Origin of the sequence: Priestia sp. JV24, from assembly GCF_025910025.1 — a bacterium.
In the GTDB taxonomy this organism is placed as follows: Bacteria; Bacillota; Bacilli; order Bacillales; family Bacillaceae_H; genus Priestia; species Priestia megaterium.
In genome coordinates this window covers 378,657-393,095 of the sequence record NZ_JAPCIN010000023.1, presented here as the reverse complement: position 1 = coordinate 393,095, position 14,439 = coordinate 378,657, and the positions used below count along the sequence as shown (strand labels likewise).

At 33.6% G+C, this 14,439-nt stretch carries 15 protein-coding genes and 1 pseudogene; 10 read left to right on the top strand and 6 right to left on the bottom strand.

Annotated features, from left to right (window positions below):
* Positions 1-384: 384 nt before the first annotated feature.
* From OK414_RS23265 to OK414_RS23250, 4 genes are all read left to right on the top strand, one after another.
* Positions 385-666 (top strand): hypothetical protein, encoded by a 282-nt coding sequence (locus OK414_RS23265; RefSeq protein ID WP_263045090.1) that lies wholly within the window; start codon positions 385-387, stop codon positions 664-666.
* Positions 641-1,138, top strand: coding sequence for a phBC6A51 family helix-turn-helix protein (locus tag OK414_RS23260; protein WP_263045089.1), 498 nt, complete (start codon positions 641-643; stop codon positions 1,136-1,138). The genes OK414_RS23265 and OK414_RS23260 overlap by 26 nt, the downstream gene beginning before the upstream one ends.
* Positions 1,139-1,221: 83 nt before the next feature.
* Positions 1,222-1,851 carry a hypothetical protein gene (locus OK414_RS23255; protein ID WP_263045088.1) on the top strand — a complete coding sequence of 210 codons (630 nt, stop codon included), beginning with the start codon at positions 1,222-1,224 and terminating at the stop codon, positions 1,849-1,851.
* Between the two features lie 2 nt (positions 1,852-1,853).
* Positions 1,854-2,303: a hypothetical protein gene (locus tag OK414_RS23250; protein WP_263045087.1), complete on the top strand. Its 450-nt coding sequence runs from the start codon at positions 1,854-1,856 to the stop codon at positions 2,301-2,303.
* 195 nt (positions 2,304-2,498) lie between these two features.
* Here the strand turns inward: OK414_RS23250 and OK414_RS23245 are convergent, their stop codons facing one another.
* On the bottom strand, positions 2,499-2,627 hold the full coding sequence (locus OK414_RS23245) for a hypothetical protein (protein WP_263045086.1): 129 nt from the start codon (positions 2,625-2,627) through the stop codon (positions 2,499-2,501).
* 644 nt (positions 2,628-3,271) lie between these two features.
* A complete protein-coding gene (locus tag OK414_RS23240; protein WP_263045085.1) occupies positions 3,272-3,868 on the bottom strand; it encodes a recombinase family protein in 597 nt (198 codons plus the stop codon).
* A gap of 605 nt (positions 3,869-4,473) precedes the next feature.
* On the opposite strand from OK414_RS23240, the gene OK414_RS23235 reads away from it, so the two are divergent.
* The 3 genes from OK414_RS23235 (at position 4,474) to OK414_RS23225 (ending at position 6,820) form a co-directional block, all read left to right on the top strand.
* Positions 4,474-5,490, top strand: a complete 1,017-nt coding sequence (locus OK414_RS23235; protein ID WP_263045084.1) for a HEPN domain-containing protein — start codon at positions 4,474-4,476, stop codon at positions 5,488-5,490.
* Positions 5,491-5,601: 111 nt separating this feature from the next.
* Positions 5,602-5,868 carry a hypothetical protein gene (locus tag OK414_RS23230; RefSeq protein WP_263045083.1) on the top strand — a complete coding sequence of 89 codons (267 nt, stop codon included), beginning with the start codon at positions 5,602-5,604 and terminating at the stop codon, positions 5,866-5,868.
* A gap of 154 nt (positions 5,869-6,022) precedes the next feature.
* A complete protein-coding gene (locus OK414_RS23225; protein WP_263045082.1) occupies positions 6,023-6,820 on the top strand; it encodes a hypothetical protein in 798 nt (265 codons plus the stop codon).
* A gap of 100 nt (positions 6,821-6,920) precedes the next feature.
* Here OK414_RS23225 and OK414_RS23220 read toward each other — a convergent pair whose 3' ends face one another.
* Positions 6,921-8,363, bottom strand: a complete 1,443-nt coding sequence (locus OK414_RS23220) for a type I restriction enzyme HsdR N-terminal domain-containing protein (protein ID WP_263045081.1) — start codon at positions 8,361-8,363, stop codon at positions 6,921-6,923.
* A 271-nt stretch (positions 8,364-8,634) separates the two neighbouring features.
* Here OK414_RS23220 and OK414_RS23215 point away from each other — a divergent pair.
* Positions 8,635-8,727 (top strand): annotated as a pseudogene (locus OK414_RS23215) (sporulation transcription factor Spo0A); the annotation flags it as partial.
* Between the two features lie 390 nt (positions 8,728-9,117).
* On the opposite strand, the gene OK414_RS23210 reads toward OK414_RS23215, so the two are convergent.
* Together OK414_RS23210 and OK414_RS23205 are read right to left on the bottom strand one after the other, a co-directional pair.
* Positions 9,118-10,449 carry a peptide MFS transporter gene (locus OK414_RS23210; RefSeq protein ID WP_013084983.1) on the bottom strand — a complete coding sequence of 444 codons (1,332 nt, stop codon included), beginning with the start codon at positions 10,447-10,449 and terminating at the stop codon, positions 9,118-9,120.
* Between the two features lie 312 nt (positions 10,450-10,761).
* The gene (locus tag OK414_RS23205) at positions 10,762-10,914 is read right to left on the bottom strand and encodes a YycC family protein (RefSeq protein ID WP_095378801.1); all 153 of its coding nucleotides are present in this window, start codon (positions 10,912-10,914) and stop codon (positions 10,762-10,764) included.
* 124 nt (positions 10,915-11,038) lie between these two features.
* On the opposite strand from OK414_RS23205, the gene OK414_RS23200 reads away from it, so the two are divergent.
* A complete protein-coding gene (locus OK414_RS23200; RefSeq protein WP_028410665.1) occupies positions 11,039-11,767 on the top strand; it encodes a glycerophosphodiester phosphodiesterase in 729 nt (242 codons plus the stop codon).
* Between the two features lie 12 nt (positions 11,768-11,779).
* Here the strand turns inward: OK414_RS23200 and OK414_RS23195 are convergent, their stop codons facing one another.
* On the bottom strand, positions 11,780-12,031 hold the full coding sequence (locus OK414_RS23195; protein ID WP_013059128.1) for a DUF2627 domain-containing protein: 252 nt from the start codon (positions 12,029-12,031) through the stop codon (positions 11,780-11,782).
* 176 nt (positions 12,032-12,207) lie between these two features.
* On the opposite strand from OK414_RS23195, the gene OK414_RS23190 reads away from it, so the two are divergent.
* Positions 12,208-14,277, top strand: a complete 2,070-nt coding sequence (locus OK414_RS23190; protein ID WP_034648960.1) for a sigma-54 interaction domain-containing protein — start codon at positions 12,208-12,210, stop codon at positions 14,275-14,277.
* The last annotated feature ends 162 nt before the right edge of the window (positions 14,278-14,439 follow it).

Sequence of the window (14,439 nt, the reverse complement as noted above, 5' to 3'; positions counted from 1 at the left end):
AAGTGATGAAGAGATTAAGACCAAGTTTCGCGATTGCATTTTGTTATCTCTTGTCATAATTTCTTGTACTCAATGAAAACCCGTAGGCTTTTGGTTTGCTTGATTATGGATTTTTTGTTGTATTTAAAGATTGAAAATTTGAATTACTTTCCGCATTCTTCTTGTAAAATCTACTCTTAGCCAGCTATAGGTATAGGAAATACTTAACGGTGTTTCCACAAGCTTAAAGTCATTGTTCAAATCATTGGCTGACATAATTCCTTTACATATATATGCCTGTTCAAGATAAGGCGGTTGTTAGCCGTCTTATCTGCTTATTTTTTACAAATGCAGGTAACAAATTTACTTAATATATACAGATACACTGAAAAGGAGATGAACAAATTGAAAGAAGAGTTTCAATTACGTGGAAAAGTTGTTCGGTTAGCGAGAGAAATTCAAGATACCAAGTGTATGGAATTAGCTAGGTTGATTGAAATTGATTCAGATTTCTTAACTAAAATGGAAAGAGAAGAGAGAACTATTTCGAAACGAAATGAAATTAAAATTTTGCGGGGGCTTCGAATAATTGGAGTAACCGATAGTCAATTAGTAGCGTTGACCTTGATTGTAAATTATAGCGAAAGCGAGGTAATTGAAAATGGCAATACAGAGAAGTTTAACTGAAAAGCAGCGAGAATTTTTAAGAGAATATGTACAACGTAGTAGCCAAGGTGAAACAGATACAGCTATCGCCAAAGAATTTGGAATTTCGCGTAAAACCCTTTGGGAGTGGAAGAACACTGATACAGGTAAACAAATTCAGCGTGAACACCAAGAAAAGCTACTAGATGAAGCAATCCCTGTTTTTAATAGAGTATTAATTGAAAAAGTAAATACAGGAAGTTATAAGCATATGGAGTTATTCGCTAAAATTAGAGAACTATTACCTAACACCAAACAAGAATTAACTATTGAGAATAAAGGTTCTGAAATTGTTCAAAAAGGTTTAGATGCAAATGAACTTGCACGAATAGAGAAACTTTTACAGGATGATACGTCAGAAGAGAAAAAAGAAGATAGTTTACAACAACATGTTGAGAATTCGGTTAATGTATTCTACGAGAATACAGGTAAAAAACAACAGGAATTACACTGAAAAATAAAAGAATGAGTATGAAAGGCGGTGTGTTCGGTTGCACCGTCTATTATTTTGCACACAGAAGGGAACTAGTAAAGGTTATGTTAATTAATGTATTTGAAAATGATGTGATTATGAAGACATGTACAAAGTGTAAAAAGAAAAAGCCAATAGATGGCTATTATAAACAAGTGAATGGAAAATACGGTAGGCGTTCAGATTGTAAGAAATGTTTGAACGAAAGAAGTATGCAGTGGCACATAAACAATAGAAGTCAATCACTTGCTAATAATAGGAGACACTACTATGCAAATAAGGAAAAGCGAACAGTATACTATCACAATTACCGTGCCCAACAACAGGGTCTACCTGCAACTTTAACTTTACAGGAATACAATAAGGCATTACAAGAACAAGGTGGAGTGTGTTTGTTCAATCATCAACCAGATAATTTATCAATGGAACACTTTATTCCTATTTCATGGGGAGTAGGCTTAGGGACAAGCTTTGAAAATATTGTTTTTATAGATAGATGGCTAAATAAATCAAAAGGAAATCATCATCCTTTTCATTGGATTAAGTATCAGTCACGTTATGTTCAGAAACATTTTTACAACGTTTTGATACCTATGCTTGCAGAAAGAAATCAGATGACCACAAAGGAATTTGAAGATTATGTAGATAGTTGTTACATGCAGTATATAAAAAATAAGTCAAATGGAGGAAATTAATCATGGATAAAAATATCATTATTGCAGAACTACAAGAAAAGGCATTTAACGGGGATGAACAAGCATTAGAACTATACAATGAACATGTGAAACGAGGGGACGCACCTCGTATTAATGTTCAATTCAAATCATCATTAGAAACAATGTCAATGATGAGTGCAGGCTATGAAGCAGAAGCAGAAAAGCGAGGAGACAATTTATTTATTAGTCCACCTAGAGAATTAACACATGAAGAGGTTATGAAAGCAAATGCGTTTACTAAAATGGCTTATGGTTTTGCACAGCGAGAACAAGCAGTAGCACAACACAAGGAACAACGTCGTGAGTATAGACGTTCATTAGATAATCCACAAGAAAAGGCACAAGCCAAGTTTGAAGAAGCTACCCAATCAAAAACATTCGGTGAAATGTTTAAATCACCATTCGATAAAATTTCAAATAGCTATAACTAATGATAATAAAGAGAAGAGATAAAGTGCTTGGTACCGAACAATTTCATATTTCTATAGATACAGTTTAATATTCGGGAATGGTCAAAGGTGAAGACGTAGGATAATAGTTCCTACGTCTCTTTTTTTTTTGGTGTTTGATAGCAGAACCTTATAAATGAAGGTAGGGCATTAAAAATTGAGGGGAGGGGGTAATTATTAATGAAAAACTATAGCTGAAATAATCGATTCTATAATCATGCTAATGACGATTAAAAAGAATGGACTAATTTTAAAGCTAAACGAGTTTTCGTTTTGGTTTTCTTTTTTAGTAATATTTATTTCCATCTTGTTTCCTCCTCTCTTGCTACTTTTTCTTGAAGAATATTTTTCAAAGAATATAAACACTTAGAACATTCAAAAGCACATCTGTTTTTTATCCCCTCATAATAAGAAAAGCACTCATTTGATTTTTTACTCCCTAGTGAACACAAAAATTTATCTGCTATAACCCTTCAACAACCATTTTTCGTATTTCAGACGCTAATATGAGAAAAAACATAATTTTTTATGCAGAGAGACGCCCTACGACGCAATTAACTTTTCTAAGTAAGGTATTAAATCATTCGATGCAAATTTTCGGTGTGTAAGCTTCCTTTAAAAATGAAAAATTCTTCCCTCAAAGGTGTACTTGCAATTTCAATACACAAAAGGACAGTGAATTGTTAAATTGAATTATTTAAAGGTGAGGTATTAACAAGTAGTGTAGTTTTTGAACAATGGTCATGACATATATAAAACCCAAGAAATGCACCATATACGTAACGGTATCTCAATGTAATCTTTGTTACATTACTTTAATGAAGCGCTGGGGCACAAGGAGTAGAAGGTATTTAATTAGAGTAACAAAAACTTTTCTGTTACTCTAAAAGGAGGTATCAACTTTATTGTAAGTCACTAATAAAAGACAAAATAAAAAAAACACCGACTCATTAAGTAAGTCCGTGCTTTCCTGTCTCCTCATTAATATTAACTTCTTTTCGTTTTGCGTAGATTGTAGAACGAGGTACACCAGTCATTTTCACAATATCATTGACGCTTAATCCTTTTTCCTCACGTTCTTCGTAAAGCTTTAAAGCCTTCTTTACTTGTTTCTCATCTTGACCTTTACGTCCCATATGTTTACCTTGTGCTTTTGCACGTTCTCTTCCTTCGGCAGTACGTTCATTAATTATGTCACGTTCAAATTCAGCAATAGAACCTAACAAAGAGAACATTAGCTTTCCTGTAGAGGTTGTAAAGTCTATTTGTTCTTTAATGAATACTAAACCTATTCCACGTTCCTCTAACTCTTTAGCAATCTTATGCAAATCAAATGTCGAACGGGCTAGACGGTCAATTTTGTAAACAATTAACTTGTCGCCTTCTCTAAGATAATCCAACGCTTTATGTAGTTCCTTACGTTTACTATTGCTACCACTTTCTTTCTCCATAAATATCTTGTCAATTCCGTGTTCTTGTAACTTCTCTATTTGTAAAGACAAGTCTTGTTCTTTTGTCGATACACGTGCATATCCGATATTAGCCATTTGTTCTTCGTCCTCTCGAATGTCTATAAGTCTAAATAACTTCTGTACATTATATTCTAGACTAACTTCTAGATAATTTCAAGACATTATATTAAACAATATTCACCTCTATGGAACAGTGTCTAAAAGTTGTAAGTTCTAGACAGTATTAGATTCTTTTTAGCTATTAACAATGTCATTTAGTCCAATGGCATTTAGCGTCTTTATTGTTTACATATGTTATTGTCTATCTTATCTGTTTCTTCTTGTTACATTAACGAATGATTCAAAAATTAAAATTAAATAAACTCAATTGAAAGAGAAAATAATCTTTTAATGAATGAGTAAAAACACAGTGATAAGTGAGTTTTTTTATTTAAAAGAGAGTCAGACCCCCATAGAGGGTGGGCTAGGGGCAGTTGTGCTGGCTAATGGCTACCGCATATATGTAAGATGAAAATAAAGGTTTGGTTGTTACTTGAATTTCGAAATTCATTTATTAAAAAAGCAAATAAAAAATTTTTCACTAGTTTTTAACCTATAACTGTTACTTTTTAAATACCAATAAAAGTATATTTTTTATGTTGAAAATGAAGTACTATTAAGCCATATAAGGGGGAGGAATAATGAGTATTGAACTAAATTTGTTACTAGAAGAATACATAGAAAAGGAAGATATAGAAAAGGTAATATTTGAACTAGGATTTAAAAAAGATGATAAATATGAGAATTCTTATTTATGGTATGATGAAGGATTTCTTTCAACAAGAGGCTGTTGGTTTTCTTTTAATTATCAAGATTCTTACTGTGTGAATGAAGAAGCACAACAATATAAAACAATTAAGATGTTGTGCGGTTCTTCTACCTATGCGGGACGTAGTTACTATGACTTAGAAATGCAATTAGAAGTACTAAGAAAACTAAAAAGTGAGTTTGGTGGTATAATTCATAACCCTGATAATGATGAATATGGAGTTTTTGAGAATTGGCTACCTAAACTCTCGAAAACAGAGATGGCTTGTGGAAAAGCTTATCTTCACTTCTTAAATAATTTACATAAAGTAAAAATGCTTATTGAAGAAGTAGATATGAAAAAAGTGAAGAGGGACGGTGATTTTGGTACTTTGATGTTTAACGTACCACTTCTAAGAAATAATACACTTATTCCGTTCTGCTTATCAGTGTTAGAGACGTTTCTACGGCAATTCTTCACAAGTTATTTGCAAACTAATGAAGAAGCAATGAATGAGATATTTAAACAAAAAGAACAGTTGAATTATTCTGTTGTACAAGAACTATTAAAAGGTGAAAAAAGTATTATTGATGTCGAATTAGAAAAGTATTCTTTTCAAAGTTTCAAATCTGCGAACAAAGCTTATGTAAAATATCTTGGTATTGATTTATATAAAGATGTATTGAGAAACATACTTCTTTATGATGATAAAGAGACGACAATTATATCTGTTCTAACGGAATTAATAGAAAAAAGACATAGGATTATACATGAGGCGGCGTTAGAGGATGATTTAGGACAAGAGAAAATGGATAAATATTATTTTTTCCTAAAGGCTTTTGGAGAAGTTTTTATAAATACAGTTATGGAAAAAAGAAAACTTCGACTTTTGATAAACGAAGAACTGTAGGATATATTTATTTACATGTTTTGTTTTGAATGAAGGAAATGAATCTATAATGTAGAAATAATGTAACGTTGCCTTTTATATTAAAGTTCTAGAGGAAGGAAGGTAGTTGGAATGAAAGTACTTGATGATTATCTAAAAGCACATGATAATACCACGTATTATACCGTTGAAACACTACTAACCGAAGAAAACAGGGATAAATTAGAAGCTATCAGTATAATTATAGGTGATGATTTTGAGGCACTTTTTATTAACGAAATCCTAAGGCAACATTTTAAGACCTTTGAAACTGAACTTAATGTAGATTTATTAAATGACTCACACGAGGTAGTACTGGAAGCTTTGGCGGATAGAAGGAATTCATTAAGAGAATATTAAATCTTAATTATTTTATGAAGAACACAAATCTAATGTGTTCTTTTTTTATTTTTATTATAAAATATTGTAAGTAAATACTTAAATAGGAATTCACTTCGCCTTTATAGTATTATAGATGCATGAAAGATAAGAGTAGTTCAAAGGGAGGTATCGCATGAAAGCACACCAATTAATTCATAGATATGATATAAATCATTGGAGGAAGTACCGACCTTTCGAACCACAGTATGCAAAATTTTCTCCACATGAGATATTAGCAGGGTTTAAAATTGAAGATATATGTATGCAATATGGAAATGCACGGGCTTCGTTATTATGTATGGAAGTGGACGATTATGGAAGGTTACTTGTGACACACGACAAACTTCATTTTGTTTACATACGTTCAAAGTTTCTATTCGATGCATTAGCAAATTACAATTATTGCATAGACCTATCTTGGCAATTTTTATATCTATATTATGGTTACGATGATTATGGCATAATTCAGGATAGACGGCGTTATGAAAATGAAACTAAAGAATGTAACAAAGAAAGTTTACGTTATAGATTAGTAGGGTTAGCTAAGGAACAAGAGAAATTCGATTATATAATGGCATTTTTAGAAACACCTTTAACTAAGGAAATTCGTAGTGCCTATAATTACATCAAACATCGTGGAACATATCATATAGAAGGTTTGGGAATAAATAACAGTGAAAGCTTTCCCATGGATTTCAATGGGAAAAAATTGCGTATGATAACAAGGGAAACTATTGATGTGGATGAATGGAAAGAAAAACTAGTGGAGTTCGATATTTCTTTCTATAAGTATTTAGATAAACTTATTAAACAAATCATGCCTTCTACATTTGTTGAAGGTACATTTTATTCAGGTGACTTGAGTAAATTATCTAGAGAAGTAGAAATGTGGTATAAAACAAGTGAAACTAAAGAAATGGTTAAGGATTAGAAATAAAGAATATTGATGAATGGGTTATAGTCTTCTATACTAACGAGTGAAGAAAATAAAACTATTTTAAAGACGTAACCTATTAGTTACGTCTTTTTTATTACTCAAAAAAGCTATTGAAAGGATGTTTCTTAAATAATTTTGAACCGTTGTTGGCAAGTTTTGAAACATCGTCCCAACTTAACAAGTGACTTATTTTACTAAAATCAAATCCTGTTAAGTAAACAAGAGAGAGTATATCTTTAGTTTCAAAAATATACTGTTTTATTAAATATTGTTGAATTTTTTCAAGGTTTAAGTCAGAAACTTCTTTAACAGCTGTATTTATAGTCCAAGAAATACTACCTTCTTTTAATGGTTCGCCTGAACTTTTGCAAATTAAGAAGTCACTTTTAATACGTTTTTGTTTCTTGAAGGTAAGATATTCATTAATTAGTTTAGATAAGCCTACTGGCAATTTTAATTGTCTAGTTTTTGTTTTATCTATAATTGTAAGTATTCCCTTTTCAAAATCTTTCTCTTTTAGATGTGCGATTTCTTTTCTATCTAATCCGAGAAGAATTAGGGAAAACATCAACCTGTCTCTTAAAGGGTTATAACCCTTATCGAATTGACAATAAATTTTTTCAATGATTTCTGGGGTTATGGCAAGTGTTTCTTTCTCTTTAGGAATAACAAGGTCACCTAATCTATCAATTATGTCGTTGGCTGTAACGAATTCAAGAGGATTAGAACTATAGAATTTATTCTCGTTAAGTCGTCTAAAGAAAGTACGTAAATATCTGTACTGTGATTTGACAGTACCTTCCTTAAGTTTACTTTTCTCATTGTTATTTTTATTTAGACTTCTATTACTCTTACTAGGATTAACGGCTAGCCACTTAAAATAATCAAGAAAATCATTCAAATGTAATTTGTCTAACTCTAAATAATAATTTCTTCGTTCTTCCATATATTCACTTAATCTTTTTACCGCACTTTTATATTGCTTCCAACTACTATCTGTTTCTTTAGTGTATTGATATATTTTAAACTGTTGTAAATCACGTTGATATCTAGTGAATTCTTTCTCGAACAAATATGTATAGCTAAAATATTTTAAATTATTAGGATGTTCATCCCCTTGTGGTTTATTAAAATTAAGTTTTACTCTAGCTACAACTTTATCATTGAATCTTGCATCTCGAAGGGTACTATGGTTCATTAATATCCATTCAAGCCCGTTTGTCAAAATACCCCATTCTACATTTGAGATACTTAAATAGTTTGCTAATTGTGCGATGTCATCATTAGTTAACTTTCTATTTGGCCTTTTTATCTCGACAATCAATTTCTTGCCCATTTTGTCATCTATTATTATGTCTGGCTTTCTCAGAGATTCATCTAATTTACCTTCCATCCGCACCCAATCCATCTTATAGCCTAAGTGTTCAGATAACATCGGTAAAATAACTTGAAAAGCAATATTATTTTCAGAGGTATCCACTAATTCATTAATTCTAGATAAAAAGGTACTGATAGGTATATCGCAACTTATAGTCATATTATCCCATCCCTTATTCATTATTTTTTTATCTAATTTTAGCATTTAAAGTGAAATAAGAAACTAGTTTTCTGAAAATGGGATAGCGATAAGTCGTAATAGATTTAGAATAAAAATTCCTTGACGTTATACTATTTTTATTGGTAGGATATTACTATATTGTTAATGAAGGTTTACCAATGAAGATTAAGTTTGTAAACCAATAAAGACGCTATAAAATGACGTATGATATTGTCTATATATAATAGAAGAAACTCGATTTAAGGCGGTTTTTGCGATTAGCATGTCAAAAGCGAAGCCAACAAACAGTGAATTTATCGCCATGGTTGCGGATAAATTACGCCTTGAACATAAAGCGAGTTGAAAGGGATAGGACTGCTGGAATTACGGGGTTTTGAGTGAGCTGATACCTTTTGTAATACAGAGTACATGCCGATAAATTTTTGGGATTTACACTAGATAGTAAACTGAAAACCAATAAACTTTTTACTGCAGGGCCGATGAATTTTACTCATTCATTGGTCTTTTTATTTTGTTTTAAGAGGTGAAAATATTGAGGTTAATGGAACGTGCATCTTGTTTTTCTTCATATCCATAATGGAGTATTTTATTGAAATAATTTATTTAATTGTTATGAGGATTTTGTGTTTGAAAGAAGATTTAGAAGATGCATTGAAAAATTCATCTCCATATTTTAAATGGGATATAGATAAGTAAATTATAAAAAAGCAGCCTTCAGAAAAGGCTGCTTTTTTTAATCCATTAATTTAGCAATCGGTTTTGAAAGGAACAGAACAATAATTCCAAGTACAATTGTTACAGCTCCGATTAAGCTGAAGATATCGAAATAACCTAAGGACTGTGTATAAGATGCAAGAACACCCGCTAGCTTATTAGCGACAGCAGAGCTTGCCATCCATACGCCCATTAAAAGAGAAGCAAGCTTTAATGGAGCCAGTCTACTTACCATAGACAGCCCTACTGGCGAAATCATAAGCTCAGCTAGCGTGTGCAGGAAGTAAGTGAAAATCATGAACAGGATATTTACTTTTAAAGCTGGGTCATTACCAGTATACATAACGGCTGGAATTAAAATTAAGAATCCTAATCCCACTGTCACAAGTCCCATACCCATTTTTGTTGGCGTTTTGAAATCACCGCGTTTTGAATTTCCGAGCTTGTACCAAACTAGTGACATAATTGGTGCTAAAATCATGATAAACAGCGGATTCAATGATTGGAACCACTCTGTTGGAACCGTGAAACTACCTATTTGACGATTAATTTGATCTTGAGCATATAGCGTTAAAGAACTTCCGGCCTGTTCAAAAGCTGTCCAGAAAGCAATAACAACGAAGGCTAGAATAACGATAGCAACCGTTCTTTTCTTTTCTCGTGCTGACAGCGGAGCAGTTGATGTTTGAGATGCCGCTGCGTGAACTTTTCCTGTAGGCTCTTTCCCGATATCACCTAAGTAGCGATTAGCGAGTAGGTTAAATAAAATTTGTCCAACAACCATTCCGATAGCTGCTGTTAAAAATCCGTATTTGTAACTCATTAATCCAACAACTAACGGTGCGAAAAATGCACCAAAGTTAATACCCATATAAAAAATGGTAAAAGCACCGTCACGGCGAGGATCATTTTCTTCATAGAGATCTCCGACCAATGTGGAGATATTTGGTTTGAAAAATCCGTTTCCGATAATTAATAAAGCAAGTCCGATATACAAAGCGGCTACACTTTGATGAATGAAGATGGAAAAATTCCCGAGTGCCATAATCACACCACCGATAGTGATGGCTAGCCTTCTTCCGAGGAAGCGGTCTGTTAAATATCCGCCAATCATCGGCGTAATGTAAACAGCACTAGTGAATGTTCCATATAAGCTCAGTGCAGTTGCTTTATCTACCCCTAGTCCACCTTGAGCAGCAGTAGCAGTTAAATAAAGAACCAGAATGGCTCTCATTCCATAATAACTAAATCTTTCCCATGCCTCAGTAGCGAATAATAAGTACAGTCCAGGAGGGTGTTTTTTCCTAGACCCATTTGGCTGCTGATTTTCGTGTTGTACAGCTGCTTGCATAATGAAGTCCCCCTAAATTTTTCTCATACTATTTAATTCTTTTGTTTGAATTAATCAAAAAATCAGAATATAAGTACTGGAATAAATATAATGTCTTTTTATTTTAGTAGAAAAACAATAATTTCGTCAATGAAATTATATGGAAAAATCAAAAAATAATTAAATATACACAAAAAAGTATTAAATTACTTATTTAAAAGCATTTTTAAAAATACATTTATATTATTAAATATTCTAATATATGTTATGGGGAATGAAATGAGAAGGTAATACTATTTTTGGAAATGAAAATTCAAAAGAAAAAAGGATCTGTTATTCAGATCCTTTTTTATCTTCGCTCGCATTTAATTCAGCAAGTTTCTGCAGCAAAATATGCTGAGGCATATGCATTAATTGCTCGAGGGAGATATTTAATTGTTCCGCTAATTTTACGGCTGTATCCGGTGAAATTTGCAGTGGTCTCATACACAACAACCTCCTTTTGCATATAAAGTAATGAAAGTAAAAAAGTATAAACAGTAAATTCGTGCTTTCACTATTAAGTAATGCTAAAGTTAATAATAAGTGATAATAGAGGAGTTGAGCAAGTATGTTTGTAATAGGTCATCGCGGCGCAGCTGGAACGTTTCCTGAAAATACGATGATTTCCTTCAAAGAAGCAGCGAGAGTTGGAGCACACGGAATTGAACTTGATGTGCATATGACAAAGGATGGAGAACTTGCTGTAATTCATGATGAAAAAGTAGATCGAACGACGAATGGAAAAGGGTATGTAAAAGATTTTACGTATCAAGATTTAAAAAAATTAGATGCGAGCTATAAGTTCAAAAAAAAGTATGGAGTATGTAAAATCCCCACGTTAAATGAAGTAATGGAGTGGGCTTCAAGTGAAGGAATTAGCGTAAATATTGAGTTGAAAAACAATATATTTGACTATCCATACTTGGAAATGAAAGTCTTGGATTTAATTTATTTATACAAGATGAAGGATCGAACGATGATTTCATCTTTTAATCATAACAGCTTAGCCCGAATTGGTTCTCTGGATTCTACGATTGAAACAGCTATTTTATATTCTTATCCGATGTATGAGCCTTGGGTATATGCGCAGCATCTTGGCGCAAAAGCTCTTCACCCTAATCAGCGTACCGTTAATGAAGTAAATGTAGCGGCTTCAAAAGATTGTCAAATTCCAGTGCGACCTTACACAGTAAATGATGTAAAAGTAGCTGAGCAGCTTCGAAAATATGGATGTGAATCCGTTATTACCGATTATCCAGAAAAAATGGTGAAGCAATTTGGAGGACGCTTTTCGTAAAAAAACATCGCATTAATGCGATGTTTTTTTATCTTTTTGAAATCTGTTTTGAACTTTGTTTCGCTTGCGGTCTCTGTGCAGAATAAAGCCAGCAACAAATCCAAGGCCGATTAAAAATAATAGAAGTCCGACTGAAAATTGCAAAAATAAAGAAGGGAACGGGGATTGCAGGATGCCAAAAATCATATCTCTCATAAGTTTAATGCCATAGCCAGCGAGTATACCGGGAATAAGTAAGATTAGCAGTGCGATAATTCGAACCATAAATGCTCCTTTCGCTTCTCTTTTTTTAAAATGAATGCGTTTACATTGTGAAACCGTTATACTTGAATCATAAAAGAACTAAATAAATTGTCAAGAGCGTTTCTTTTTTTATATGATAGGTATATGCAATATTTTGCACGGGATATGTACATATTAAGTAGAAAAGGTGAAAAAATATGCAAAATGTGTTGATCGTTGGAGGAGGAAAAGGCGGATTAGCTATTCTGAAAATCTTGTTGGAAACAGAATTTATGAAAGTGATTGGTGTAGTAGACGTACGAGCTAACGCGCCGGCTGTTTTGCATGCGCAAGAACAAGATATTTCAACCGGAATGAATTGGGAGCCTTATATGACAAAGCAGCTCGATGTCATTGTTGAAACAACAGGTAAACAAGGCGTCTTTCAACAATTGCAAAGAAGCAAACCCGCTGATGCACTGGTAGTGCCGGGATTGGTTGCTGAAATTATGGCAAATCTGATGGAGGAAAAAGAAGAGTTAATTCAGAGGTTAAAGCAAGAATCGTATAAATATGATCTTATTTTTAACGCAGCTCATGATGCGATGGTCGTGATTGATAGGAATGGATATATTACGCTATTTAATCAAAGTGCCGAGCGTTTGACGAACTTTTCACACAGAGATGTAATTGGTAAGCATCTTCATGAAGTCATTCCAAATAGTAAACTTGTTGATGTTCTTCATACAAAAACGATTGATCAAAATAGTGAATTTGTGTTAGATAGCGGACGGAAGGTAATTACGACTAGAATACCAATACTCGACGAGAATGGAGAGCTGTTTGGGGCCTTTTCGATTTTTAAAGATATTACGGACGTTGTCGGATTGGCAGAAGAAGTTACGAACTTAAAAGAAGTACAAACTATGCTTCAAGCTATTATTCAATCTTCTGAAGAAGCTATTTCGGTTGTCGATGAAGAAGGAAGAGGAATTTTAATTAATCCTGCTTATACAAGAATTACGGGTTTAAAAAAGACGGATATTATTGGTCAGCCCGCGACTGCCGATATCTCTGAAGGAGACAGTATGCACATGAAGGTACTGCAAACAAGGCGTCCTGTCCGAGGTGTAAGAATGAGGCTCGGTCCGAGTAAAAGAGACGTGGTTGTCAATGTTGCCCCCGTTATTGTTGATGGAAAATTAAAAGGCAGCGTTGGTGTTATTCATGATATGTCTGAAATTCAAGAGCTTACAAATGAACTCAAAAGAGCGCGTCAAATTATCAGAACGCTTGAAGCGAAATATTCATTTGCTGATATCATTGGTCAATCTGAAGAGTTTCAGTTAGCAATTGAGCAGGCTAGACTTGCTGCCAAAACACCAGCTACTGTTTTGCTTAGAGGTGAATCTGGGACGGGTAAAGAGCTGTTCGCACATGCGATTCATAATGCGAGCAGCCGAAAGTTTAATAAATTTGTCCGGATTAACTGTGCTGCGCTTTCTGAGTCCTTGCTTGAAAGCGAACTTTTTGGGTACGAAGAAGGAGCTTTTTCCGGGGCAAAAAGAGGCGGGAAGCGCGGCGTTTTTGAAGAAGCCAATAACGGTAGCATCTTTTTAGATGAAATCGGGGAGCTCTCAGCTCATATGCAGGCTAAGCTGCTTCGGGTGCTTCAAGAAAAAGAGCTTATTCGCGTTGGAGGAACGACTCCTATTCCGGTGAATGTTCGCGTTATTGCAGCTACGAATGTGAATTTAGAAAAAGGAATGGCTGATGGAAGCATCAGACAGGACTTGTATTATCGGCTAAACAAAATTCCGATTCACATACCTCCTCTTCGGAAGAGAAAAGAGGATATTGGTGCGCTTGTTACACACTTAATTACAAAAATTAATCAAGATTACGGCCGGCATGTTGAAGGAGTAACAGAGCGGGCTTTACATTCATTAAGATCATACGACTGGCCAGGAAACGTTAGAGAGCTTGAAAATATATTAGGTAGAGCGATTATTTATATGCACTATACAGAAACAATGATTGATTCTGTTCATCTCCCTTCACTTGAAGGCAAGGGCAAAAAAGAAAAAAATCAGGTGAATGAAGAGGTAATGTTCGATGGGAAGACTTTAGCGCACATGATGGAAAATTACGAAGCGGAACTTATTCAAAAAGTGCTGCTTGCAAACGAGTATAACCGAACGAAAACAGCAAAACAGCTCAATATTTCCCTGCGTTCTTTGTATTATAAGTTGGAAAAATACAATCTTGCAAATAACAGCATGCAATAAAATGCATGGTGTGCAATTTATTGCATATAAATAGAGAGGTATTCTTTTTTTCTATTTGTCGTTAGAATCAATAAAAAATTTTTTTTGTGCGTAAGAACGGATATAAGCAGCTATATTATGTAATATATGCAGTGGATGGCACAAATCTTGCATGTATTTTAG

Coding starts and splice junctions, on each gene's coding strand:
- OK414_RS23195 (WP_013059128.1), bottom strand. CDS start 12,031: ATGGTTCGAATTATCGCACTGCTAATCTTACTTATTCCCGGTATACTC.
- OK414_RS23245 (WP_263045086.1), bottom strand. CDS start 2,627: ATGGAAATAAATATTACTAAAAAAGAAAACCAAAACGAAAACTCGTTT.
- OK414_RS23210 (WP_013084983.1), bottom strand. CDS start 10,449: ATGCAAGCAGCTGTACAACACGAAAATCAGCAGCCAAATGGGTCTAGG.
- OK414_RS23225 (WP_263045082.1), top strand. CDS start 6,023: ATGAAAGCACACCAATTAATTCATAGATATGATATAAATCATTGGAGG.
- OK414_RS23220 (WP_263045081.1), bottom strand. CDS start 8,363: ATGACTATAAGTTGCGATATACCTATCAGTACCTTTTTATCTAGAATT.
- OK414_RS23230 (WP_263045083.1), top strand. CDS start 5,602: ATGAAAGTACTTGATGATTATCTAAAAGCACATGATAATACCACGTAT.
- OK414_RS23205 (WP_095378801.1), bottom strand. CDS start 10,914: ATGAGACCACTGCAAATTTCACCGGATACAGCCGTAAAATTAGCGGAA.
- OK414_RS23255 (WP_263045088.1), top strand. CDS start 1,222: ATGTTAATTAATGTATTTGAAAATGATGTGATTATGAAGACATGTACA.
- OK414_RS23190 (WP_034648960.1), top strand. CDS start 12,208: ATGCAAAATGTGTTGATCGTTGGAGGAGGAAAAGGCGGATTAGCTATT.
- OK414_RS23260 (WP_263045089.1), top strand. CDS start 641: ATGGCAATACAGAGAAGTTTAACTGAAAAGCAGCGAGAATTTTTAAGA.
- OK414_RS23200 (WP_028410665.1), top strand. CDS start 11,039: ATGTTTGTAATAGGTCATCGCGGCGCAGCTGGAACGTTTCCTGAAAAT.
- OK414_RS23250 (WP_263045087.1), top strand. CDS start 1,854: ATGGATAAAAATATCATTATTGCAGAACTACAAGAAAAGGCATTTAAC.
- OK414_RS23235 (WP_263045084.1), top strand. CDS start 4,474: ATGAGTATTGAACTAAATTTGTTACTAGAAGAATACATAGAAAAGGAA.
- OK414_RS23240 (WP_263045085.1), bottom strand. CDS start 3,868: ATGGCTAATATCGGATATGCACGTGTATCGACAAAAGAACAAGACTTG.